This window comes from Pseudomonas sp. NPDC089422 (assembly GCF_044749405.1).
Lineage (GTDB): Bacteria > Pseudomonadota > Gammaproteobacteria > Pseudomonadales > Pseudomonadaceae > Aquipseudomonas.
Window position 1 is genome coordinate 91712 of the sequence record NZ_JBIVHW010000014.1, and the last position, 23697, is coordinate 115408.

Sequence of the window (23697 nt, forward strand, 5' to 3'; positions counted from 1 at the left end):
GCCGCGGTCGAAGAGCTAGCGAAATTGGTTGGTGATCGTGGTGCGAGCGCAGTGGTCGGGCCGATTAGGGGGCGAATAGTTATTTGAAATTATGGTTAAGCAATAATTATCTCCTAGCAATAATTTCTCTGGACAGCAGATTCCGTTTCGCTGTCGGGGGAGATCGTCACTAAGGAATTGCGTCCACGGCTGCGCAGACGCAATCTCCTCCGCTGACGGGCGCCTTGAACTCGATGAAGAAAGGTAGATGGCGCTTCGTCAGGTGCCATCTTAGTGCCTGTGTGCCATGACGCCATAAATCAACTCCGAGCATATGATCGCTATGGTGAGGGCAGTGAGCGGTACCATTCAGCGTAAGGCGTGTTGATTGCCTTGTGGCGGTTGTAGTCCGGGCTACCGTCATCCCACCACACCGGGCCCCTCTCCCCTAGTGCCACTTTCGCCAAGTCCACCGCTGCTCGAGCGGCACGCAGATTGTCTTCATCATCCAGTGCTTTGGCTTCCTTCACGGCTCGCCGTGCTTCCATCAAGTCGTGCACCAGGTGCTGTCGCTCCTCATCAGGCAACGCGGGGTTGCTGCAGCGCCAGAGCTGACCTTTGACTACAAGGTAGCGACCGTCCGGCGTTGTTGGATGCATAGGGCAGATCTCGTGTGTGGTTACATGACGGACATTCAAAACGCTTCGAAGACTGCAGCTAGGTGGTGAGTACATTTGTACTCCTTACGACCAAACAGTCAGATCCGCCCGGGCAACCGCTCGACGGGGGGATCTGAGGCTTTTCGTGTTAATCTGATCTGTTCTGCAGTTCAGAGCAAGCACGCGAACCTGCGTGCTTCATCAACGCTGACCCCATATGAGCAGAAGCCGACGCAAAAACACCATATGCGGTATCACCACCGCCACTAGTGAGCGATTTGACAAGCAGGTCTGGCATAGGAGCTATCGACACGCTGTACGCCAGCGGCTCGCCAAAGACCCAGAAAATGAGTTACCTCACCTCCGTGATTTTTTTGATCCTTGGTCGATGGCTAAGGACGGTAAGCGCTATTGGATACCAAGCATGCGAGCTGAAAAATTTTTGCGGAAGTAGACCTGAGAACGCCCTCCTAACCCGGGGCTTGATCTAACCCGCACACTCAATCGGCTATAAGTGCGCGTGGCTGGCCGGGATTGCTCTCGAGAGTACGCGCCCTCACTGTGGTATACCCGACTGGATAAGGGGGACTCACTTGCGCATGAATACAGAACGCTACCACGACATACCATCAGCCGCGCTGACGGCCCGAGAGGTCTGCCAGGTGTTGCGAGAGGTGGTGCTCGGACGCCGGACAATGACTAGGGTCGGCAACCAGTCCTGGGAACAGCTATATGCCTGCCATTTCGAGGTCGATGTAGAGGGATGGCGGATCACGATCTACAACGATTGTGATGAGCTGGACTATTGCGAGAGATGTGTGAGTCCCGATGGGCAGCGCTGGGAATTCGACCCAGGTGATCGGACAGATCCGATTGCTCTGCTGTCTACTTGGGAGCATCAGACCTTGGAACGGATGTTGAAAGCCCTATAGAGCGATGAGGGCGTGCCCTACCAGGCCCGGCTGTCGTGAATCGAGCCCTCGTCTTACGCCGACGTCTCGCCCCTTCGGGCGTCCATCCGTCACGCCGGCGCGCTCCGCTTGCTGTCTCTCATTTGGTGATATCTACGAGACGGCTCGAGACCGCCTAGACAGCTTGCCCTTCCCATCCGTGCCGCTCGGCTAAGCTGAATATCTTCAGCGATGACAGATGGAAAATTGCTCGCCAGGCGTACATTGCCGAACTGGGCCGTTCGGTGCTGCGGCGATCCCGCCGGCTACTGCTTGAAAAGGACAGATCTCACTTTGAGGGTGCAAAGGACATGCGCAAGAATGGTCAGTCATGGTTTCTGATGCTGCTGGTTCTCTTCGTGGTGGGCTGGGCTGTCGGCAAGAAGGACACGCCCAAAACTGAGCGGTCAGTCAGCCAGGCACCGGTGAGCACTTTGGCACCAACCTCATCACCAGCACCACAACCTACACAAGCCTCGGCGCCTGAGCATTTCGTGAACGCGGATAAGCTGAACCTGCGCGCTCAACCGGGAGGGAAAGTTATCTCCAGCCTCAACCGCGGTGAGAAGGTTCAGGTCTATGAGCAGAAGCAGGAATGGGCACGCATCAGCCTCGACGGCCAACCGCAGCGATGGATCTCATACAGAAACCTCTGCAGCGGCTCCAACTGCTTCGCTACCCCGCAGCCGAAAAGAGACCGCCCGGCTCCGCAGCCAGCTCGCAGCACTACACCGGAATATGGCTCATCGTGCCCCTGCTCTTCTGGTCGAATTTGCATAGGCCCCAGAGGCGGTCGCTACTGCATCACCTCTGGAGGGAGCAAGCGGTACGGCGTGTAGCAGTTAAGCTTAGTGGCTGGGCTCCGCCGGCCCACCGAGTGCACGCAGTTGATAATCGGTGACTGCCTGAAACCGATGCTCCGCCAAGAGACGAAGGCGCTCAAGATTAGCACCCGTCACACCGTTTGCTTGAGCCTGGTGGTACCGTCTCAGAGCATCCACTGCATCGGTGTACATCGGATGGTCTGGAGGCAAAACCATACTGAGATCCTTCTTCATTGTGATCACTCCGGCGACCTGTTTTTAGCAATCGTAGTGTTTGGCAGCGCTTCTATCAGCGCACCAGCGTTCAAAACACGCTCGTTGAGTGGAGAAAGCCGAGACACCATTGTGGCGTTCCAGATCTAGGTATATGCGTCGGTTGTCCTAGTTACCAATCATGGTAGGCTCTGAAACCATAGATAGCCTGCTATCGAAAGCGCCTTCCAGGTGGCCGCCTCTTCATTGAACGGAGCAAAAGGAAATGCACACTCACGCCAGAGCCGATGAGCAAGCGTCATGACTCTAAAGACCTCCTTCGCCAGCGTACTCCGCGCGCTCCGCAGCAAGCGCAACATCAGTCAGCGTGACTTCGCCGACACAACAAGTCGTACGTACCTCTCGAAACTCGAGCTAGGTAAATCCAGCATCACCTTGGACAAGCTCGAACAGATCAGTAGCCGGCTCGAGCTGAGCCCGTTGACGCTCCTCACTCTGACACTCAGTCAGGACACAGGTCGAACGCCCGTAGATCTGATGTCAAAGTTAACGGAAGAGCTTGCAGAGCTGCAGCGCAATGGTGGGCTTCCAGGTCTTCGTATCAAGGTGGAAGGACTCGACGCTGCTGGCCGCCCTCGCATGAACGCTCCTAAGACGACTCACGCTGGCATGAGGGAGTCTAGGCAGGCGGAGCTAGCATTCGCGGATTAAAATCGGCCCTGGTCAACTCCTTGCATGCCCTCACGGTTGCTTGGTGAGAAGCGGGGAACCAACTGGATGTCGTTACGGATTTGGTGAATCGTCACATCGTCGCCTCCATTAATGAACTGACTCACCCAGTGTGCCGGCGCTGTGCAATTGGTAGTCGATAACTGTCTGGTAGAGATGATCAGCCTCCAGTCGAAGGCGTTCGATTTCTTCTGCTGGCAGCCCATGAGCCAAAGCGTCGTTATGAGCTCGGATAGCCTCAAGCGCTTGCCTGAGCAGCGGCTCGCCGGCTTCAGCCGTTCCCAGCAGCGTTCGCTTCACTTGTTCACCCTCAACGGTGTGGCATCCTGCATCTGAGGGCTTAGTGTACTCTCGCTTCCGCCAGATCGACCACGGAGATACGGATGGCAATCACAGCAGTGATCTTCGATGCCTTCGGCACAACCCTGCAAATCGCCGCTCACACAAACCCGTATCGTCAGTTGCTGCGTGAAGGTGCCAAGCATGGCCGTCGCCCCTCCTCAGTGGATTTCCACAGACTGATGAGCCTCAACGCTGGGATTCGAGATGCTGCAGACCTACTCGGCATCCAGGTTGCATCGTCCCGCATGGCTGCAATTGAGTCAGCTCTTGAGCGCGAGATCGACTCGATTGAGGTGTTCCAGGATGCACATGATGCGATCGCCCTCCTGCATGAGCACGGCATCGCTACCGCCATATGCAGCAATCTTGCTGCACCCTATGGGCCTGCGGTGAAGCGGCTCCTGCCAGATCTCAACGCTTACGCGTTCAGCTACGATCTCGGGGTCATCAAGCCTGACCCAGCAATCTACCGCGCCGTGTGCCATGATCTTGGGGTTGTGCCTGGCCACCTGTTCGGCGGTGCGGCTCAAGTAGCGATGATTGGCGATTCGCCGCGCTGTGATCGAGATGGGCCTCGTGCTATTGGCATCAAAGGCTTCTATCTAAATAGATCCGGAACTGAAGCAATCCGAGACCTGGTGCAATTCGCGAAACTGGTTGCCGAGCAATCCGAGCAACAGCCAGCGCGGTTGGTAGGTTCGAACGACATCAGATTTGAAAGCCGCCACCCTAAAGCTTTGGATTGTTGAACAACCCTTCAGTACCGGATTCGAACAGCCGCGGCTGGGGGGATCAAACTTAATGTCGGCATGAACACAATGCCTACAGTCATGGGCGCCTAGCCGATAAGCGCCAGCACTATCTTTGCATACCCATTGGCAAACAAGGGCTGAGTCATTAGCGATCATCATGCGGTCACGGTGCAAAACGGCTACGCACCGCACGCGCTGCCCGTTAAAATACGCCCGAACCTCAGGATTGCGAACCAGGTATGGCCAAGGCTCCAAGGAAAAAGCCCGTAAGGGTAGCTCCAGCCCCTAGTGATGCGGCTGCAAAAGGCGGCCGAAAAAATGTAGCGAGTCCGGTATCCACCGGCGATCGTGGCGGGTCATTCGAGCGCCGTGTTCAAGCAGTCCGCCTGCTTGCTTTGTGTCTTGGTTCACAATGCCCAGGTGCCCGGGATGGCTATGTCATCACCCGGCTACTTTTCCAAGGGCGACTTTTCGATCATGACACTGATGATCTGATCATCGATCTCCTGCATCCCCTCACTGGGCAGACCGCAAAGCAGCGTCTGCAGATGAAGCGTTCGCTGAAACCCACCGACAACAAGATCTTCAACGAGGCGGTTGGACTCGCCTGGTTAGACTTCAGCAAGCCAAGGTTTCAGCGCAACCTAGATGAGCTGCTCATCGTCTATCACGCTTCAAGCAGCTCCTCAATGCAAGGTGCTGTAGAGGTTGTTCGCTACGCGATGGTGTCTGCCTCAGCTGATGACTGGTATGTGCGTGTCCATGCTCAGAGATTTAGTAACGAAAGCAACCGTAAAGCGTACGCTGCGATCAAGCGGGCAGTGGAGCTCCAGACTGGCTCTGAGGTGGACAAGGCCGACCTATACCCATTCATTCTTCATCTCAAGTTCATGCCGCATGACTTGGACTCCGACAGCTCAATAGAAGTCGATAACCAAAAGCAGCTCATTAGCCAGAGGATTTTCTCGCGCCAGAGCAGTGATGTGTGGGCCTCGCTTCAGGCTGCATGCGCAGAACTCAATAGTTCTGCAGGCGAAATTTCGGAGGCAACCGCACAGCGTCATCTGGGCGCCCTGGCCCTGGAATTCCAACACACTCGCTCAATTTGGAATGGTTTCCACGCAGACAATGGCCTGAGGCTCACTGGTGGCGGCGGCAAGCTGGCAGCTACCCTCACCTTGACTCCAAATACTGATGGCCACCTAGGCGAACTGCGTTCCGTGTCTTCAAGCGCTCAAGGCTTGATCATGTCAGACGATCTGCCTTCGGCCCTCGCATCATCAGCGGACACATTCATATCTCGACAATTGGATCGGATCACTGAAGGGCAGAGAGAGCACCTATACCAAGACAGCTTGAAGCAATTAGAGCTCTTAGAGAGCGACCTGAAGGACTTTGACGATCACCAGAAGGCCAGATGGTATTTACTGCGTGGACTCTCCCTCTGGCACCTGGGCAGTGACGAAGCCGCGGCGACAGATTTCGATACCGCCGCTAGCCTTTGTGACTCAGATGATCGAATAGCCGCTGCGATGGTTCGCGCACGAATGTTGCGAGAGGAGTACCAAGCAGCGGTAGATATCGGTCGCGTATTGCTAGATCGGTTCCCTGAGTCCTTTCATATCTGGGCTGTGACAACCAACGCTCGGTTACTTGCCGGAGAGCGGTTGACGAGCGAGGACGAAATTCCAAGCATCTTTGCTGACAAGGCATCGTCATGGCAGCTGCTGGCGTCGTCTCTCAGTGGTATGGATGACGATGAAGGCGCTGTTCGCTTAATTCGTATAGCGATGGAAAAGCAAGACTGCACGTTTTTCATCCTTGAGTCCTACCTGCGCTTCGCCATCCGCCTCGCAACGCAAGATGAGGCGCGAGTGAACCTGAGGTGTTTATCTGCTCACCATGTAGCAGTCTTGTCGGACGCTATGGCTTGCTTTGAGGATCGAGACAATACGATCTGGGCTTCGCAAAGCGCTAAGACAGTGAGCGAGGTTATCGCTAATCTAGCCTACGCGATGATGTTACTGCAGCGTCCCGCGGAGGCGCTCGAGCTTGTTCAGCAAGCCAAAATAAAGGGCGCCAGCATAACGACCGCTGTGACTCGGGTTGAAGTCGAAGCTATGTGCGACCTCCAACGCTGGAGGGAAGTTACCGATCAATTCTCTGCTGTGATCGATACTTTGCCTGATGAGTCCCTGCTCCGCTTTGGTCATGCCTGCATGGCCCAGTCCCGTCATGATCTTCTACAGGTAGCGCGTAATGAGGCGGCAAGGCGGACTCAGTCTGACATTGTGACTCGTGTATCGGCCATGCTTCGGCGGCTCAGTTGGGAGATGCTGTTGCAGACAGCAGATGCGGCAACCGTCCGCAAGGAGCTTGCCGAGCGTGATTTCTCTCCGGCCAGTACCTCCGTCATTGACCTATGCTTCGCCAGTCGAGCATACGAAGACGATGACGCACTTCGGAATCAGTATGTAGATCGAATCGCAGAGCTAGCGCCAGCGTGCACAGAGCCTCAAGAGCTAGCAATGGCAGCTCGAGCAATGCTTCGTGCTCACCGATATGAAGATGCAATTTTTCTGTTCGAAAAGCTGCTCCCAGTCGAGTCATTTACGCCGCTGCACGTTGATTTGCTGCACTGCTACATCCTGGTGGGTCGCCATGCGCAGGCGAGAAATCTACTCGACTCTATGCCAACGGCCTGGCGGCAGTCGCCTGAAGCCCGGGAACAGGCTTTGTTTCTGTTCAACAGTGCCGGTGACTGGGCTCGCATGCGCGAGATTGCGGAGTTAACCGTTTCTGAACACCGCCAAGATGTTAACCCCTGGCTCACGTTGATCCGGGTTGCCGCATGCGAAGGGGTTGTCGACCTGAACGCACTCATTTCAGAGATTCCGTCGGAACTTGCAGGTTCACCGACAGACCTGCTGTTGTTGGCCAATATCGAGATGCGCCATGGCCAAGCAAAAAAAGGACTCGCTCGTATTGCCCATACCATGCGAAATAACCTTGAAGACGTTGAGTTGGCAGCGACCCACGTCAAGGTGATGCTGACGCTGACTGAAGAAGCGGACTCGATCATGGGCATGGTTAAGCAGACGCTAGCTGTAGTTGAGCCCGGAGCATCTGTAGAGCTGGCTGACGAGCATGGGGAGATCCGGCATGTCAGCATCGATGGTAGAGACACGCACTATCCATCCGTAGGTGAGTTTATCGCACCGGATTCGGAGTTTGCGTTAGGCCTGATCGGCCTGGGTGTATCGGAAAAGGTGACGTTCAGTTACCTGATGGGCACGCAGGTTTTAGAGGTGAGGCGCATCATGACGATTCACCAGCGGCTAATGGAGCTTTCTCATAATCGGGTTCGGGACTCCGTCTTTCCGAGTAAGACCTTGGTTTCGATGAGAATCCCGACCGATGCCAATGGTGAGATGGATTTCAATGTCTTCCTACAGCATCTTGATCAGTATCAATCCCAAGGTGAGAGCATACTCAAGCTCTATGAGCAAAATCCCCTTACCCTAGGTCTGGTTGCGAATCGCTTGGGGCGAGACATCATTGATCTCGTGCGGGGTTGGCCTCTGGATGGCCCGTCCTTGCAAGTCTCTACTGTCGTGGGGACAGGTCACGACGTCCTGCCCTGCTCTCTCAATGGCTCGAGCTGGGTAGTTGATCTGTCGATGCTGACCCAGCTGGCGATGCTGGGACTTTTGGATGTGCTCGGCCAGCTGATGACAGTCTATGTCAGCACCGCAACTCGACGATCGCTCGACATGAAGATCGAAATGTCGTCGGCCTTCCGCAAGAGCGGCACAATGTTCACCCACGAGGGGCAGCTGGGATTCCATGAGGAAACCGAAGATGATCATGCTCGTGAGCAAGCTTTCCTGAGCAGTATCGATATTGCGATTTCCAGTTTTTGCACCGTGGTGCCTTGCTATGGCCCACTCCATCCCACGCCTGAGCTAGATCGGCTCCGGGACGTACTTGATGTGGAGGAGCATGCGTCCCTGATGTTGTGCAAAGAGTACGACGCTGGTCTGCTCTCTCTGGATGCACGGATGCTTCAACTGGCCTCGGCACTTGATGTGCACTCGGCATCAATCCAAATGCTACTCAAAGGGATGCAGGATACTGGCGTTCTTAGGCGCGTCGAATACTCCTGCGCACTTATCAAGCTGATTGCAGCAGGTCGCAGCTTCGTCTCAGTAGACATTCCGAGTCTGATCGCGATGATGGATCAAGGTCTAGCATTCGCGAATATGGGCATCAGAAGCTTGCGGCTTTACCTTGCGGTACCTGCCGTAGATTTTGACTCTGCAGCATTCATGGTAATCGGATTTATCAGCCAGTTGTTCGTGACTGGCAGGTGCAATTTTCCAATGATGCTTGAGCTGATTTCGCATCTTCTGGAGCCTCTGTTCCGGCATCCACATTGCCCCACGGAATTTCTAGAACGTAGCCTGAAAGGGTTCGCCTATCTTCAGGATTATGGGTTTACACCTACCTACTTCACGCTCATCAAGCGCATGCTGATTAGTACCAAGCAGGCCGCTCAGCGTCCGGAACAATCTAGGACGCTGAACGCTCAGATTCTTTTCCTGAGCATCGCTCCTCTTTACACCGTGAATGACCAGGGCGCGCTCCTGGCACGAGTGTCACCCTCTGACGACCCACAGAGTGAAACGGAGGTTTCTGGGCGGGCACCTGACAAGTTAGAACAGCAGGCTGAGAATGCTATCCGGGAGCAGGCCTCGGTTGATACGCTCGGGCAAGCGGAAGCGCGAGTCAGGACTGGCGATACAGAGGTATGAGACATGGCACTTGTTGAAGCACAGTGCCTAAGATGAGCTCATTTTCGCCTGAGAAAAGGTGCTCGGTAAGCTGGTCAAAGAGGAGCTAGAGAAATACCTATGACGATTCACGGCATCATTTTCGACTGCGACGGCACCTTGGTAGACAGCGAACGCCTTGCAGCGCAGGTGTTGAGTCAGTTGCTTAGAGAGCAGGATGTTGAGATGTCACCTGCCGAGGTACTCAGCCGGTTTCGGGGTGTCCAATTCCAGTGTTTCGTAGATGGTCTGCGTGACCTCTACCCTACGCTTTCTTCCGAGGCTCTCACGGTTGGATTTCGCACGCGGAGCATCCCTCTCTTTGAAGGGAGCTTGGAGCCTATGCCGGGCGCAATCGAGTTTGTAGAGGCGCTCAAAATTCCTGCATGTGTGGCTTCCAATGGGCCTCGCATCAAGATCGAAAGCTGCCTCAAAGCTGTTGGCCTTTACACGGCCTTTGAGAACGCCATCATCAGTGCGTATGAGGTACAGGCCTGGAAGCCCGACCCAAAAATCATGCTACATGCCGCCGAGCATTTGGGGTTGCCAGCCGGCAAGTGCCTGGTGGTTGAGGATAGCTTGTCTGGTGTTGAGGCAGGACTGCTCGCGGGCTGCCATGTGGCGGGCTATGGAGATACTGACTTTTCCAGGTTTGTCGGTTATGCGAATTTCTACCTTTGTCCCGACTACCGTGCGCTGAATCAGCTGTTAGGCCGAGTGATTGCCTAGAAAGCGACTGGAAAGGCACAGTCAGGTGGATACGGCCCGCCGTGGATCCCTCCGCACGGCTAGAGGCGGTACACCAAATCCGCGGATAAACACTTCTCGCAGGTGCTGGCGATCCTTGGAACCTGTCCCCGGGCTACGACATTTAGGCTTGCCGACTCCGCTCAATCATCAATCTGGCAGCTTCGAGGCGTAGGCATCCGCACTTTGCCGGCTACACCTGCCTGGCTGTGCACCGAGATTCTCTGAGCGCTCAGCACCTCTTCTGTACACTGCAGCACCCTGCGAACAAGGCTTCGGTCTTCTGCAGAGCCGCCATCCTCCTCAGCCATCGAGAAGGCCGCCGCAAGCACTTCAGCTATCAATTGCTCCGCTTGATCTCTGTTTTGATTTTGCATGGCGCCTCTTCCCGTCTATCGCTGCGTTAGATACTAACGTCGGCTGCGGTGACTGGAATCACCGCCTCGATACTGGGGATCACGCGTAGGTGCACTCTTCTGCAATGCTGCCGTCAGTCTTGTGATTCCCACCCCTATACGGTTTTGCCTTCAAAGCGATCTGAATTGCATCAATCAGTCTACTCTAGGCGGCTGCGGAGCAACTCATTGACGCTAATCGTCAACGCCTCGAGTGCGAAAGGTTTAGTCAGGACTGCCGTGTTAGGCTCCAGCTGAGCGTTCCCCAAAATGTTCGGCTGCGCATACCCAGTCATTAACAAGACCGGGAGACCACGCCGACTGCTCCGGCCAGCATCTGCCATTTGCCTACCGTCGATCCCCCCTGGAAGACCGATGTCTGTCACAAGTAGATCAATAGGAGTATCCGATCGGAGTAACTGAAGGCCAGCAAGGCTATCGGCTGCCTCAATGACGATGTACCCGCAGTTACCTAGTACCTCGCTCACGAACATGCGGACTGTAGGTTCGTCATCGACGACCAGCACTGTTTCGCCTGACGAGATCGCTCCCGACTCAGGGAGTGGCTCAGCGCGAGCTGCACCTTCGACCTCAGTCGGTTGACTGGGCATTTGAAGGAACACTCGAGCGCCACGCCCCTCTTCTGACTCGATCCTGACCTGCCCTCCTGATTGTTTGGCGAAGCCATAGATCATGGAAAGACCGAGTCCGGTGCCCGCCCCAACAGGTTTTGTCGTAAAGAACGGTTCAAATGCTCGGGCAAGCGTCTCAGTGCTCATGCCGACTCCGTCATCGGAGACACATATTGTGAAGTACGTTCCAGGCGCCAGCTCAGGATCCAGTTCCGGGCCCTGCTCCAGAATCTGGTTGTACGTCCTGATGGAGATCGACCCCTCGCGTTCCAATGCGTCGCGAGCGTTGATACAAAGGTTGAGCAGTGAATTCTCCACCTGGGCTGGGTCAACCAAGCAGGTACTCGATGTCGCATTTAGCTCTACCTTGAGCTGAATTGTCGGCCCTACTGTTCGACTAATCAGCTCCTCCATATCGCTGATGAGATTGTTCACATTGGTATGAACAGGCATCAGCGTCTGACGACGAGAGAAGGCCAAGAGTCGGTGAGTGAGGGATGCTGCTCGTTGGGCGGCCCCGTGAGCTACCGTCAGGTAGCGTTCTACGTCAGCAATGCGCCCCTGCTTCATGCGAAGCTTGATCAAGTCCAAGCTTCCTGTGATTCCAGCCAGCAGGTTGTTGAAGTCGTGAGCGATGCCTCCAGTCAGTTGCCCGACCGCCTCCATCTTCTGCGATTGGCGGAGCGCTGCTTGAGCCACTTCCCGCTCGGCAACGGCTTCCTCGATTCGTGCTTCCAACGTGCGATTGAGCTCCAAGAGCTCCGCCTCGGCATTTCTCCGCGCAGTAACATCAATAGACGAGCCGATCAGCCCCATGACCTGGCCGGAGTCATCGCAAAGTGGCGCCTTAACCGAAAGCCAGTAGGTGGCAGTGCCATCCGGCATGTCGACACGTTCTTCGATCTGAACGGCCTTCCCGCCATGCATGATACGCTGATCGGTTTCCATGATTTGGCGTGCTTGGGCTTTGTCTTCAAGAACCTCTAGGTCAGTTTTGCCTAAATAGAGCTCTGGCGGCTTGCCGATCAGTTGAGTGGCGCCGTCATTAGCAACGAGCAGCCTTCCCTTTAGGTCTTTGGCATAAACGACACCGGGGACGGCGGACATGAATGTTCGAAGCAAAGCTGACATCCTGTCGCGCTCAGCTTCCGCTGACCGGCGTGACTCGATGTCCATGAGCACACCAGGAAAGCGCACAGCCAGGCCTTCAGAGTTGAGCTCGGCCCGGCCATTGGCCTCGACCCACCGGTAGCCGCCATCATGTTGCCGCACCCGGTATTCACAGCGATAGGCGCCACCGCGGCGCATGGCGTCCTGGATATCAGTCGAGACTCGATCGCGGTCATCAGGGTGTATGGACGAGAACGCTTCTTCGATCGGGATGCCGGCCTGGCACCTGTCTGCTGCCAGCCCGAAGGAGCGGGAGAATCGCTCATCAGCAGTAACCCGGTTACCCGGAATATCCCATACCCATGTTCCGATGATGGCGCCAGCATCGAGCGCCAGCTGTAGGCGCTCCGAGGCGGTTGTCGGAAATGCATGATTCTGATGGTGTGATGCCGGAGCATCAAAGGTGCCTGGGGTGCCAGGGCCTTCGCGATCCATAAATTGCCTCTTCGCTTACAGCCATGATCGATTAGCCGCTTGGGATCATTCTAGAGCCTGATGCGCTGCTTTATGCTTGAAATCTGGAAGGAGCACATCTGTACTCCATTGCTACGTCTTGTCTTGATGCTTGCTGGTTTTTGACTGCTCTTTGGTTTCAACCGCGGCGCGGAGTATCTCTAGCTCGACCTCAGACTGTTCGAGTTGGGCCTTCAATTCCTCCACCCTTTGCTGTGCTGCTGTCCCAGCCAGGTGCGCATCGGTAGCTTCTTTACTCTTGGTTTCGAGCTGATGAGCTAGCAGCTCTTTGGCCCCTTCCGCGCGAGCAGTTGCAGCATTGGCGATGCCCAGGTCGCCTCTCAGATGCTCGATAGCATTACGATGCTGGCTGGCCTCCTTGGCGTGCTGGCGGTTTTCGGCAATCAATCGCTCGTTGTCGCGGATCAACCGAGTGGCCTCCTCCTGCTTAACCATGAGCGTCTGCTGGAGGACTGTCACCTCTTGCTGCATCTGGTAGATCTGAGTTTCGTGACGGTTTAGATCCTGGTCGCGCTGTTCCTTTACCGCTACGCGGTAATGTTCGAGCGATTCCCTTGCATGCGCGTGCTTCTCCTCCAGCGACAGGATTTGGACGTCCTTCTCCTGAATACGGACTTCAAGGTCGCTGCAGTTCTGGCTGATGCGAGCGTTACGGGTGATCTCGCTCTGAAGGCTGGATTGAACAGTTTTGAGCTCTTCATCCTGGGTCTTCAGTGCTGACTGCAGCTTTGTGATCTCTCGTTGCGCCTGTTCTAGGTGACTTTGAAGTGTACTGCTCTCTGCCTTCATCCCTTTTCGCTCAAACTCAAAAGCAGCTCGCTCGTGTGCCAGCGCTTCGTTTCCCTCCTCCAGCAAGCGCTCGAGCATCTTACCCACGATCTCCGTGAGTTCATCACTCAGACGCGCGGGGGAAGCTGAAGGCCGAGGATCGTGCGATTCGATCTCCTTCAAATAGCGCTGAATTGTTGTCTTTGAGCCGGTATTCCCGAGTTCGATGCGTATAGCGTCGATGCTAGGGTTCTGCCCTCTGGACAGCAACGCCTCTCGAGCCTTGCGCACCAATGCCAGGTTAATTCCACCTCTAGCCATTTCAGCTCCTACGATTTCGTACTGTTTTACGTGTCATGTAATTACGTGCCACTTTACCACGATTTATAGATAAGGATTTTCTTATTTCTGATAAGACATAATTGAGGATTATCGCTTGTCAAGGCTCTGCGCGAGGGTAAAATGGGCTGAATGCCGGTACAAACGGCAATACGGAGCCACCGAGGGCTGAAATTGGAGGACTACGTGGTTGAGCGGGCCAGCAAGGCAGATAAGTACTTGGAGGCGAGTGTTCGAGAGAACACCTCGAAGAGCTATGCGGCTGCCCTCACCCACTTCGAGGTGACCTGGGGCGGCTATCTCCCCACTACCACTGAGTCAGTGGTGCGGTACATCGCTGAGTACGCTGACCAGCTGGCGCTCAGCACCCTCAAGCAGCGCTTGGCTGCGCTCGCCAACTGGCATCAGAGCAACGGCTTTCCAGATCCGACCAAGGCACCAAAAGTCAGGCAGTTGCTCAAAGGCATCAGGGCGCTTCACCCCATTCAGCAAAAGCAAGCCGCCCCGCTAGCGTTGCTGCATCTTGAGAAGGCAGTCGCGCATCTCGAGGATGAGGCTGCTCAGGCAAGATCCGCCGGCAACATGGCCGCTCTTCTCAAGGCGAGTCGGGACATCGCCCTCCTCACGATCGGGTTCTGGAGGGGCTTCCGCGGGGACGAACTTGCACGGCTAACGATCGAAAACACGCACGCCGAGCGCTACGTAGGGATTAAGTTCTATCTGGGGTCTAGCAAGGGAGATCGGCAGAACATTGGGCGCGAGTACAAAACCCCATCGCTGAGCAAGCTTTGCCCTGTCGAGGCTTACCTGAACTGGATTGAGATTGCTGGCCTTACCCGCGGAGGTGTGTTCAGAGGCATTGATCGCTGGGGCAACATCAGCGAGAGACCACTTGCAGCCCACAGTCTGATACCCCTGCTTCGCGACACACTTGAACGCTGTGGCTTACCCTCCCAGATCTACAGTGCTCACTCGATCCGACGCGGGTTTGCCACGTGGGCAGCAAGCTCAGGATGGGACATCAAGACGCTCATGGAGTACGTGGGATGGAGCGACATGAAATCAGCCCTTCGCTATGTGGAGCCGGCTCAACAGTTTGGAGGGCTCATCAGGAAGCTGGAGGGATGAGGTGGGCAGGTGCGATGGCGTCACTGCCTCTTGTTCCAGTCTTCTAGTCGCTCACACATGTCGATGACGATCACTCTCTCAGCAGTGCTTGCGTCAGCGCCCTGGGAAATAACGTAATCATCGAGCTGGTCATATCTGAACACCCGCCCCTGGCAAACCAGATCCTCATAGCAATCCACAACGTCCTCCAGGCCGGAGTCTGAACGCGTCATCAACACCTTCGTCTCAAGATTGAACGCCTGCAGCAACTGAATCAGCTCAGCGACTTTCATGTACACCTCATACTCGACAATCAGCCGGCGTAGATACTCAGCTCAACCCGTGCCATGCTGATCTCAGCATAGAAGGCCTCCCCATCACATAGCCGGCTCTTCGAGCGCGGAACTGCGACATAAGGCTCACTGAATTGCTAGCTAATTCGGTGGAGGGGTTGAAGCTTTTGTATGAGAGCTCGCCGGCTTTCCCCCCAAAATTTGCCGATTCCGGTGGTCAAAACGATGTCAATGGAGTTTCGAAACGTTACCTCTGCAGCGCTGGGCAAGGGGTAAAGAACACCGCAAACTTTGGAGCTCCACAGGAGAGCTGATGAGCTGGTCGATCAGATGGGGTCGCTATTGTACGGTGTCCGACATGCTCGGCGTCCTAATGGCTAGTGGCCTGTATAAAAAGGGTTGACATCAGTATCAACCGCCGTAGGATTGAGAAATGGTTGGCACTGAGCTCCAATGAGCGAAAGCTTACGACTCCTTGCAAAGACCACGAAACATCCGCCCCGGCCTTGAGCCGGGGTTTTCGTTTCTGGATTATAAATACTCATTTCGCCCCCTCGTGCACGTCGCATCCCGCCTTACCCACTCCGATCTGAAAGTAACGCTGAGCGTTCCGCCCACTCACCTGGGTAAGTCCAGCCTGCGGTGGATACCGTCCGCGTTGGTGACCTTTGTCAGACCGGACTTACCCAGCAGGCTGGTGAATCAGCTTGAGCAGCACTGATACACCTTGAACGATCTCATCTTCGTTATCGGGAACGACCACCGAAATGCCCATATAGTGCTTAAGGTGCAGGGTAATCATTCAGGCTCGGTTGTGCTGCTATCGCCTTCTAATTCCTTACCGATTACCAAATTTCGAGCCATCATTAGGCCATCTATCTTATAATCGTCCCACTTACGCTAGCCTAGTCTGCTGAACTCGGGAAGGAATCTGATGGTAGAGCTGCCACCGGTGGTTTTCGAAGATAATCACACGATCGGGAAAATTCGTTATCAGCTGCTGCCTGGTGTAAAAAGCCGCATTATCAACGAGACATTAGTACACGTGTCACCCCGCATACGAGAACCATTGTGGTCTTTGGAGTGCGGTATCCGTGTAATTGTATCGGAACGCCCCAACATAGCGCTGCCCGAAGGGGTCGATGGGGTTATTCAGATCCGGCACGACAAGTACGTGTGGCGCGCTCATCGCCTGTTGAACGATCTCAACGATAAGCTAGAACAGTCATCACTCATGGAGCTCGCATCAGAAGCGGCAAGAAGCTGGCAGAACCAGCTCTCTTATCGTGCGGAGCTTCGAGATGACACAGGTCATGTCCCTCCTGGAAATGAAGGCCTAAGACCCCCGCAACTGGGCGCTCTTTTCGCCATAGGTGCTCATTGGAGCCTTGAAAATGAGCCAGCAACTATCGTGATGCCGACGGGCACGGGTAAAACCGAGACGATGCTTGCTACCTTGGCGGCCTACGGTAAGACCCCCGTACTGGTGGTGGTACCGTGGGATCTGCTTCGTCACCAGACAGCGCTGAAATTCCAAGGTTTGGGCCTGCTTCGCAAGCTCGGCGTCATACCCCGTGAAGTCAAAAACCCGGTCGTTGGCATCATCACATCTCGGCCGAAGACTGAAGCTGACCTAGAGATTTTCAACCAATGTAATGTGGTGATATCTACAATCAGCTCTCTCACGTTTGGAGCTGGGAGCCCCCTACCCTCCGCAATCGCTCAACGATGCAAAGCCCTTATTCTTGACGAAGCCCATCACGTCCCAGCGAAGACTTGGAGCAACCTGAAATCCGGTTTTCGGGGGATTCCAACCCTACAGTTCACCGCCACCCCATTCCGCCGAGATGGGCAGCTCGTAGACGGTAAGGTTATCTTCAGTTACTCGTTAGCAGCTGCACAGCGTGACGAGTATTTTAAACCCATCCATTTCGAGCCGGTACACCAACCAAGTGGAGGACAACACGCCGATCGTGCAATTGCCTCGGCAGCTTTGGTTCGACTGCGACAGGATCTCGAAGCCGGCCTCAATCACCTGATGATGGCCCGTTGCAACACCATCGCTCGAGCTGAAGTGGTGGAGCAGATTTACCTAGAACTCGCTCCGGACTTGCGACCGCTACTGATTCACTCTGATGTCAGTGATGCAGACGCTCGAATCGCTGACCTCCGCTCCGGCCTTTCTAGAGTGGTAATCTGTGTCGACATGCTTGGGGAGGGTTTCGACCTTCCTCAACTCAAGGTCGCGGCTCTGCATGATAGTCATCGCAGTCTTGCGATTCTGCTGCAATTCATTGGTCGATTTACACGAGTAGCTGGTGATGACATTGGCACAGCAACCGTCGTAGCCAACATCGGCGACTTGGACGTAGCTCACTCGCTGGAGCGCCTCTACAGTGAGGACGCCGACTGGAATAGCGTACTGAGCGAGCTCAGCTCGAATGCTGTTCGAGAACACAGTGAACTGATCGCATTCCTCCAGGCCTCTACTCGCTTGGGTGAAGAAGAGGAGTCCAAAGTTGCCCTATCGCCGCAGCTGCTCCGGCCCGTCTTCAGTACAGCTACCTTTAGAGCGCGTAAGTTCTCCCCGGAGCGATTCCATCGAGGGCTCTCCACGCACCAGCATGTGGAGGATGCGTGGCTTAACCGGGAGACGCGAACACTCTATTTCGTCACCCGGGCTGAAACCAGAGTGCGCTGGACGAACGCTAAGGGATTACTTGATCACGAGTGGACTCTGTTCGTGCTCCATCACGATGAGGAGCTAGGACTTCTCTTCCTCTCCTCCACAGACCACAGCTCACTTTTCCAAGAGCTCGCGATGAGCGTCTCAGCTGATGCCGCACTCATTGAAGGAGAGCAAATGTTCCGCGTTCTTGGAAACATCAATCGACTGATCTTCCAGAACATGGGCGTGAAAAAACATGGGCGCAGGAATCTTAGTTACGCCATGTACACCGGCGCTGACGTAGCTAGCGCCCTCAGTGCCACGGAGGGTGGAGGTGGGTCTATTAAAAACAACGTCAGCGGAACGGGTTGGGAAGATGGTGACAGAGTTTCCGTCGGTTGTTCACGCAAAGGCAGGGTGTGGTCACGGGAGCAAGGTTCCATTCCTGCGTTCGTTCGATGGTGCTCTGCTGTCGGTACGAAGCTCCTAGACGAAAGCATTGACGTAAATCACATCATCGCAAATGTGCTGATCCCTACGGAGGTGCAAAGCTTCCCTATGGACAAAATTGTGCTCACTGTCGAATGGCCTGCTGAGATCATCGGTATCGCTGAGGAGCGCGTTGTACTGACCACGCCGGCATTTCCCAACGGACTCCCTATCACTTTTGTAGACCTTACCTACATTGATGTGCAGGGAGACCGACTGCGGTTCTCTCTCAGTGACGAGACAAGCCAATTCGCCGAATTCACACTCACAGTCGGAGGAGAAACTGGCTACTCCGTTACACAAACACGTGGTGATTTGGTAGCGTTGACCATTGGCAAGAAAACACTCCAGCTGAGTCAATACTTGAGCGATTACCCTCCTCTGGTACGCTTCGTCGACCTCACCGAATTGGATGGGAATTTACTGATCGAGCCTCGAGATCCACGACACCTAGAAATCAGTAGTGAGAGATTCGAAAGCTGGGACTGGTCAGACGTCGACCTTACCAAAGAATCGTACTGGAAAGACGGTGCTCCTCGCCTGGACTCCATCCAGTGGAAGGCCGCTCAGCATTATGTCCGAGGAGGGTTCGATGTCGTTTTCGACGATGACTCCGCTGGCGAAGCTGCGGATTTGGTCTGCCTGAAGGAGGAAAGCGACCGCATTCGACTAGCACTAATCCACTGCAAATTTGCAGGTGGAAGCACGCCAGGTGAACGAGTCAAAGATGTGGTTGAGGTATGCTCCCAGGCAGTGAGATCGGCTAAATGGAAATGGCGTTTCTCTGAGCTAGGCAAACACATTCAGCGTCGAGAGGAACGCCTGCGGTCATTCCGTCGCCCTACCCGCTACCTTGCTGGCAGCGGGCTGCTGCTTAATGACCTTATCAAAACCGCTCGCTTCAAAAAAATCGAGGCGGAGATCGTAATCGTGCAACCTGGACTTTCCTTCAGTAGTCGTACCGACGATCAAAACATGGTTTTGGCTGCTGCGGTGGCGTACCTCAAAGAAACTATCGGCTGTGACATGGACATCGTGTGCAGCATTTGAGATATGTAGACCCAGAAAAAATGCTCTAGGGCGAGTAGCGTGCTGCCTGATGAGGTCGTTGTCTGGCAGCACTCACGAACGCAGGCAGGAATGCACCTTCCGTCCTCAAGTACGCACCTGGTTAACGCTTCATGGAGTATTGGATCGGTTTACTTGAATGCCAGCCCGTAGCCGTTGGCGCCAAAAACGCTACTATTCAGCGCCCCGGCCATTTCAGCGACTAGACCAATGCCGCGCACACCTGATCTAACAGATGCCAATTACCTCTGCTGAGGTAGCCAGGATGGTAGGTTCGGTAAGCTTTAGAAGGCAGAGAAGGATGACTAACCTTTGAGAGCTGCCGTTGACTGGAGCCGTCAACAGACACCCACTCTAGGCCGGCAAATTCCAGCTCCAGGTAACGGTCGTAATCCGGGCCGGTAAAGAACACCACGGCGTCGGGACGAAGAATTTCGATCTCACGAGTCAGCAGCTGAGCTGAGGCGCGCCAGATGTCATCAGCTTCTTGGATAGTGCCATTTTTGACAATGCTCGTCCCGTTTACAGCGGTTTTGAAAAGGTTGGTGTACAGAACCTTTGTTTCCATTCCTTCAGGCTCATCGCCAACTGCCTCCCTGATCTGACGATACGCACGCCAGAACGGGCTGTTGACGTTACCTGGCTGATGCCTAGAAAACTCAAAGGCCCGGTAGCCGTGGATCATGGCCTCGACGCTGTTAGGTACACTCAAGAAGTCCTCAAAACCCTTGATGGCTGGATACGGCCAGTCGTAATAGCTGCCCGGCTCGAAGTCCCATCCCAGGGTCTCCTGTCCAACAACCAAGACACGATTCGTAGCCCTGCTCCACCCCTTGGGGACATCCATCAAAATCAGAGGCTCAACGCCCGCTCTCGGGAACTCTGCGAGCTCTTGCATTGCCGATTTGTGTGTCTGATAGAGCGCATGCAAACGAGACCGGGTGTTGTCGATCGTCCATTGAGAGAGGTCACCATCTCGAAGAATCGCACCTTCCGCCTCAAGGCGGGCTGCAGTGTCCAATGCTCGTTGGTGGCCGAACCCGGAGATTCGTTGGATCATCGACACCCCAAAGGTTTGGTGCACTTCCAAGCGAGACAGCAGTTCCAGATCTTCCATCACGTCTTTCCTTCCATGAGTGTCAATTTCGTTGGTCTTCGATTTGCCGCCCTGACTAAGGGGCATACCAGCTATCAGATTTGAGATGGACTCGATGCCTGCTCTCATCCGTTGCGCGGCGATTGGGTTTGCAGAGTGAACCAGGATCACTGGCGGCGTGAGCCTACCTAACGCCACTTCCTTCTCGATCCACGTAATTACGTCGTAGCCTGTACCGCGCTGATCGTCACCTAGATCATGATCAAGACTAATTACCTCGACCATCTGCCCTCGAAGCATCTCAATGACTTCATCGGGCCAATAGGCTCGCGTCCAGCCGGCCGGAGCCGGACGTTGGTCATCCAAATAGACCTTCACTGCGTTTCACCTTTTCCAGTTGAGGAATTGGGGAAGCCCTTGAGGGGGTCGATTTGTGACAGCAAATATGAATTTTTTTGCAGATGGCCAGAGCCGTTGTCAGCCTACGCCCCTTCTGCTTCGGCTTCGGCCTGGAACACCTCGATGAGCTTTTGGTTGTAGTCGTCGAGGTAAGTCTGGAGACCTTCGCGGTCGACCAGTCGCACTGCCGCTGTAGCTGCCAGCTCCTTGGCTGACTTGGTGAAGTAGGAGTTGGTGACAACCATCGCCTCATCGCAGCCATAGAAGGCCTTGGCAGAGATGGCTTGCTGCACTGCAGCGTTGCCTACCGAGCCGCTGTAGTTCTTTGCCTGGATGACCATCGTCTTACCGAACCGGCTCACGAACAGATCGGCGCCTTGATCAGCAGTTTTCTGTGTTTCACGGACGTCGTATCCGATGGTTTGGAAAATCTCGACCAAGAAAGCCTCAAACTGGAATCCGTCCATCGCATCGACCAGGTACATGGTGATGAAGCGATTGGGGTTGAAGTGCTCGAGCTGGCTTCCTAAGCGCTCAACCAGAATGTCGAAGTAGATTTCTTCGCAAAGGCCCAACCCAGACTGGAATGTCTGAAGAGGAAGCAATGGAACCCCGGTCGTGGTGGCAGCCTGAGGGTTGAACTGCAGTCCTGGGAACGAGGCATCGCTTTCCCAGAGGTAGTAGTAAAACAGCGCAAGGTCAGCCCGGAATGTCGTACCGGCTTCCTCAATCCACGACCTCAACGAGCTGGCCAGGTCGGATCGGATGTGGCGAGTAACCTCTCGCGAGAAGCCGGCGTAGACAGAGTTGAAAGCGGTCGTGAGCAGCAACTTGTCGAGCAGAGTGGGCAATTGCTCAAGCTCGTCAAAGCCTCTGCGAATAAGCACCTCCCTGAAAAGCTCACGCTCGGAATAGACACCATTCATACGTGCGCCTGGCACTGCAGCCTCATCCCCTGCACCACCCACCGGATCGCGGGTGGTGTGAATGAAGTTGGTGAAATACGGCTGCTTCAGCTCTGAGTACTTTCTGAGAACGCTGTTCAGAAGGTCGTTGAGCTGGGCCTGCTCCTTTTTCTTGCCCCAGATGTCCTTCAGGAAGCCCTTCGACTGATACTGAAAATCTGGGTAAAACGATGGATCAAGGGGCGTCAAACCTTGCTGAGGTAGTAAGGCAGCGTCAGCAGACCCGCATTGGGAGCAATAGGTCTCAAAGGTTGAGCGATGACAGTGGTTGCATTGATAGATCACGGTGTACAGTCCCTGAGTCGTTACGCTTCACATACATTTGGTCACGAATTAGCTTCGCGCAGCCATGCGCTCTGATTGCTGGATCGCCGGCTTGGGTAATGCCATGCGAAGGCTTTCACGATACTGCTCCGCCGGCGCCTCATGCATGACCTCTACGACAGCATCGTAATTTTCTCGAATGACCTTCTCGATCTCAGCAATCTCAGCTCTGAAGAATTCTTTCCGCCCGTTGACCTTGTTGAGCCGGCCCGATGCAAAATGCTCGTGGAGTTTCGCTTCCAATGCAGGAGCGTTGTTCGAGAAAACCATCGCATGCACGTCGAACCAGAACGGTACCGATGCATCGCCCAACTCATCGACTCGATCCATAGGCTCAAGGCGGCGAGTCATGCCGATCTTGTAAATGCCTTCTCCGAACGCGCCCAGGTTAGAGATCACATACACATACCCGGCCTTAGCATTCTGCTCGCGATAGTCAATGAGCTTCTCTTCGCTCTCTAGCTCGGCCCGACCTGCCTCAACCTCGGCCAGCTTCACCAGCAGCGCTGAACGCTCCTCATCAGATAGCACTCGCTCAAGGCGGGCCTGAAGGTCGCGCATTGCGGTGGTGAAGTGCTTCCGCTCCTTCGCGATTTTTTCCCGGGCCGCGCGAATTTCTTGCTCGAGCTTTTGCTGCTCCCGAAGCTCTTCACGGGCGCGTTTGGCCTCTTCCTTCTCTTCTTGCTTCTTGATCTGAAATTCATGAGCGAGGTGCAGCTCATCGAGCTTTAGGTCGAGGTAGACCCCAGAAATCTCCACGCTCATGATCTTGCCTAGCCGGTTGCAAGCTTCATAGGATTTGAGGATTCGCTTCTCGCCCAGCTCAACGTTGTCGAATTTCACGTTGGCCACGCAGGCATCAGCTTCGTTGTTGAACGAGCGAATCACCAGCTTGATCATGTCGTTTACGAGCTTACGACCTTGGGCCTGGCTGTTGTTCACCGTCCAGTTCATGTTGCCGATGGCCGCCTGCCCATTCTTGATCAGGACTTTCTGACGATCACGAACGTAATCCAGCCGAGCCTTGTACTCCTGGCTGCTGGTTAGTTTGAACTTGGGCTCATAGAGAGCGAAGCTTTCCAGGAGCAACGTCTCTTCCCAAACGAGTATCTGCCCCTGCAGATCATCTGAGCGCTGTGAGAGCGCCGCCAACTCCCTCTCCGAACGCTGGGTTTCCTCGCGCACACCCGCCAGCCTGGTCTGCTCTTGCTCAATCAGCATCTGGATATTCACTACATCCATGGCGCCGATTTTCGTGACGAGCTCTTGCAGCTGCGAATGCTGTACCTGGAGCTCGGCAAGCTGTGCCTCGAGAGCTTCCGCACGCTGTCGGTGAGCTGGGCCTTTCAGATAGTCGCTAAATGACATGGGTTCCTTCCTCGTTTTGAGTCGAATGCATAGACCGGAGAAGCACGAGGTAGGTATCGGAACCCTGCAATAATTTGCCGTGCAAAGCCCGCACGGCACTAGCTCAATGCACCTC

The 23697-nt window shown here is 54.9% G+C and carries 18 protein-coding genes and 1 pseudogene; 8 read left to right on the forward strand and 11 right to left on the reverse strand.

Going from position 1 to position 23697, the window contains the following annotated elements; all coding sequences use genetic code 11:
- Positions 1-320: 320 nt before the first annotated feature.
- Positions 321-638, reverse strand: coding sequence for a hypothetical protein (locus tag ACIPZ8_RS23685; protein ID WP_400728317.1), 318 nt, complete (start codon positions 636-638; stop codon positions 321-323).
- Positions 639-1237: 599 nt separating this feature from the next.
- Here ACIPZ8_RS23685 and ACIPZ8_RS23690 point away from each other — a divergent pair.
- Together ACIPZ8_RS23690 and ACIPZ8_RS23695 are read left to right on the forward strand one after the other, a co-directional pair.
- The gene (locus ACIPZ8_RS23690) at positions 1238-1570 is read left to right on the forward strand and encodes a hypothetical protein (RefSeq protein ID WP_400728319.1); all 333 of its coding nucleotides are present in this window, start codon (positions 1238-1240) and stop codon (positions 1568-1570) included.
- Positions 1571-1899: 329 nt separating this feature from the next.
- Positions 1900-2427, forward strand: coding sequence for an SH3 domain-containing protein (locus ACIPZ8_RS23695; protein WP_400728322.1), 528 nt, complete (start codon positions 1900-1902; stop codon positions 2425-2427).
- Between the two features lie 9 nt (positions 2428-2436).
- Here the strand turns inward: ACIPZ8_RS23695 and ACIPZ8_RS23700 are convergent, their stop codons facing one another.
- Positions 2437-2646, reverse strand: coding sequence for a hypothetical protein (locus tag ACIPZ8_RS23700; RefSeq protein ID WP_400728325.1), 210 nt, complete (start codon positions 2644-2646; stop codon positions 2437-2439).
- A 279-nt stretch (positions 2647-2925) separates the two neighbouring features.
- Here ACIPZ8_RS23700 and ACIPZ8_RS23705 point away from each other — a divergent pair, with 279 nt between their 5' ends.
- Positions 2926-3336 (forward strand): helix-turn-helix domain-containing protein, encoded by a 411-nt coding sequence (locus tag ACIPZ8_RS23705; protein ID WP_400728329.1) that lies wholly within the window; start codon positions 2926-2928, stop codon positions 3334-3336.
- 108 nt (positions 3337-3444) lie between these two features.
- Here ACIPZ8_RS23705 and ACIPZ8_RS23710 read toward each other — a convergent pair whose 3' ends face one another.
- Positions 3445-3654 carry a hypothetical protein gene (locus ACIPZ8_RS23710; protein ID WP_400728332.1) on the reverse strand — a complete coding sequence of 70 codons (210 nt, stop codon included), beginning with the start codon at positions 3652-3654 and terminating at the stop codon, positions 3445-3447.
- Between the two features lie 83 nt (positions 3655-3737).
- Here ACIPZ8_RS23710 and ACIPZ8_RS23715 point away from each other — a divergent pair, with 83 nt between their 5' ends.
- From ACIPZ8_RS23715 to ACIPZ8_RS23725, 3 genes are all read left to right on the forward strand, one after another.
- A complete protein-coding gene (locus tag ACIPZ8_RS23715; RefSeq protein ID WP_400728337.1) occupies positions 3738-4445 on the forward strand; it encodes an HAD family hydrolase in 708 nt (235 codons plus the stop codon).
- A gap of 242 nt (positions 4446-4687) precedes the next feature.
- Positions 4688-9262: a hypothetical protein gene (locus ACIPZ8_RS23720; RefSeq protein ID WP_400728340.1), complete on the forward strand. Its 4575-nt coding sequence runs from the start codon at positions 4688-4690 to the stop codon at positions 9260-9262.
- 99 nt (positions 9263-9361) lie between these two features.
- On the forward strand, positions 9362-10009 hold the full coding sequence (locus ACIPZ8_RS23725) for an HAD family hydrolase (protein ID WP_400728343.1): 648 nt from the start codon (positions 9362-9364) through the stop codon (positions 10007-10009).
- 21 nt (positions 10010-10030) lie between these two features.
- Here ACIPZ8_RS23725 and ACIPZ8_RS23730 read toward each other — a convergent pair.
- The 4 genes and pseudogenes from ACIPZ8_RS23730 to ACIPZ8_RS23745 all read right to left on the reverse strand — a co-directional run.
- Positions 10031-10202 (reverse strand): annotated as a pseudogene (locus ACIPZ8_RS23730) (GlxA family transcriptional regulator); the annotation flags it as partial.
- A complete protein-coding gene (locus ACIPZ8_RS23735) occupies positions 10171-10404 on the reverse strand; it encodes a hypothetical protein (RefSeq protein WP_400728346.1) in 234 nt (77 codons plus the stop codon). The pseudogene ACIPZ8_RS23730 and the gene ACIPZ8_RS23735, both read right to left, overlap by 32 nt.
- 179 nt (positions 10405-10583) lie before the next feature.
- Positions 10584-12659 carry a PAS domain-containing protein gene (locus tag ACIPZ8_RS23740; protein ID WP_400728348.1) on the reverse strand — a complete coding sequence of 692 codons (2076 nt, stop codon included), beginning with the start codon at positions 12657-12659 and terminating at the stop codon, positions 10584-10586.
- 111 nt (positions 12660-12770) lie between these two features.
- Positions 12771-13787, reverse strand: coding sequence for a DNA-binding protein (locus tag ACIPZ8_RS23745; protein WP_400728351.1), 1017 nt, complete (start codon positions 13785-13787; stop codon positions 12771-12773).
- A gap of 192 nt (positions 13788-13979) precedes the next feature.
- On the opposite strand from ACIPZ8_RS23745, the gene ACIPZ8_RS23750 reads away from it, so the two are divergent.
- Positions 13980-14933 carry a tyrosine-type recombinase/integrase gene (locus ACIPZ8_RS23750; RefSeq protein ID WP_400728353.1) on the forward strand — a complete coding sequence of 318 codons (954 nt, stop codon included), beginning with the start codon at positions 13980-13982 and terminating at the stop codon, positions 14931-14933.
- A gap of 20 nt (positions 14934-14953) precedes the next feature.
- Here the strand turns inward: ACIPZ8_RS23750 and ACIPZ8_RS23755 are convergent, their stop codons facing one another.
- The gene (locus ACIPZ8_RS23755; protein ID WP_400728356.1) at positions 14954-15205 is read right to left on the reverse strand and encodes a hypothetical protein; all 252 of its coding nucleotides are present in this window, start codon (positions 15203-15205) and stop codon (positions 14954-14956) included.
- A gap of 952 nt (positions 15206-16157) precedes the next feature.
- On the opposite strand from ACIPZ8_RS23755, the gene ACIPZ8_RS23760 reads away from it, so the two are divergent.
- Positions 16158-19412, forward strand: a complete 3255-nt coding sequence (locus ACIPZ8_RS23760; RefSeq protein WP_400728359.1) for a DEAD/DEAH box helicase — start codon at positions 16158-16160, stop codon at positions 19410-19412.
- 220 nt (positions 19413-19632) lie between these two features.
- Here ACIPZ8_RS23760 and ACIPZ8_RS23765 read toward each other — a convergent pair whose 3' ends face one another.
- The 3 genes from ACIPZ8_RS23765 to ACIPZ8_RS23775 all read right to left on the reverse strand — a co-directional run bounded on the left by ACIPZ8_RS23765 (position 19633) and on the right by ACIPZ8_RS23775 (position 23582).
- A complete protein-coding gene (locus ACIPZ8_RS23765; RefSeq protein ID WP_400728362.1) occupies positions 19633-20904 on the reverse strand; it encodes a cyclic-phosphate processing receiver domain-containing protein in 1272 nt (423 codons plus the stop codon).
- Between the two features lie 104 nt (positions 20905-21008).
- Entirely contained in the window at positions 21009-22175 is a 1167-nt protein-coding gene (locus ACIPZ8_RS23770) for a restriction endonuclease (RefSeq protein WP_400728365.1), read from the reverse strand.
- A 48-nt stretch (positions 22176-22223) separates the two neighbouring features.
- Complete coding sequence (locus ACIPZ8_RS23775; RefSeq protein WP_400728368.1) at positions 22224-23582, reverse strand: DUF4041 domain-containing protein; 1359 nt, start codon at positions 23580-23582, stop codon at positions 22224-22226.
- Positions 23583-23697: the final 115 nt, after the last annotated feature.

Excerpts from the sequence above, each read along its gene's own strand:
- ACIPZ8_RS23685 (WP_400728317.1), bottom strand. The coding sequence starts at position 638 with ATGCATCCAACAACGCCGGACGGTCGCTACCTTGTAGTCAAAGGTCAG.
- ACIPZ8_RS23690 (WP_400728319.1), top strand. The coding sequence starts at position 1,238 with ATGAATACAGAACGCTACCACGACATACCATCAGCCGCGCTGACGGCC.
- ACIPZ8_RS23695 (WP_400728322.1), top strand. The coding sequence starts at position 1,900 with ATGCGCAAGAATGGTCAGTCATGGTTTCTGATGCTGCTGGTTCTCTTC.
- ACIPZ8_RS23700 (WP_400728325.1), bottom strand. The coding sequence starts at position 2,646 with ATGAAGAAGGATCTCAGTATGGTTTTGCCTCCAGACCATCCGATGTAC.
- ACIPZ8_RS23705 (WP_400728329.1), top strand. The coding sequence starts at position 2,926 with ATGACTCTAAAGACCTCCTTCGCCAGCGTACTCCGCGCGCTCCGCAGC.
- ACIPZ8_RS23715 (WP_400728337.1), top strand. The coding sequence starts at position 3,738 with ATGGCAATCACAGCAGTGATCTTCGATGCCTTCGGCACAACCCTGCAA.
- ACIPZ8_RS23720 (WP_400728340.1), top strand. The coding sequence starts at position 4,688 with ATGGCCAAGGCTCCAAGGAAAAAGCCCGTAAGGGTAGCTCCAGCCCCT.
- ACIPZ8_RS23725 (WP_400728343.1), top strand. The coding sequence starts at position 9,362 with ATGACGATTCACGGCATCATTTTCGACTGCGACGGCACCTTGGTAGAC.
- ACIPZ8_RS23735 (WP_400728346.1), bottom strand. The coding sequence starts at position 10,404 with ATGCAAAATCAAAACAGAGATCAAGCGGAGCAATTGATAGCTGAAGTG.
- ACIPZ8_RS23740 (WP_400728348.1), bottom strand. The coding sequence starts at position 12,659 with ATGGATCGCGAAGGCCCTGGCACCCCAGGCACCTTTGATGCTCCGGCA.
- ACIPZ8_RS23745 (WP_400728351.1), bottom strand. The coding sequence starts at position 13,787 with ATGGCTAGAGGTGGAATTAACCTGGCATTGGTGCGCAAGGCTCGAGAG.
- ACIPZ8_RS23755 (WP_400728356.1), bottom strand. The coding sequence starts at position 15,205 with ATGAAAGTCGCTGAGCTGATTCAGTTGCTGCAGGCGTTCAATCTTGAG.
- ACIPZ8_RS23775 (WP_400728368.1), bottom strand. The coding sequence starts at position 23,582 with ATGTCATTTAGCGACTATCTGAAAGGCCCAGCTCACCGACAGCGTGCG.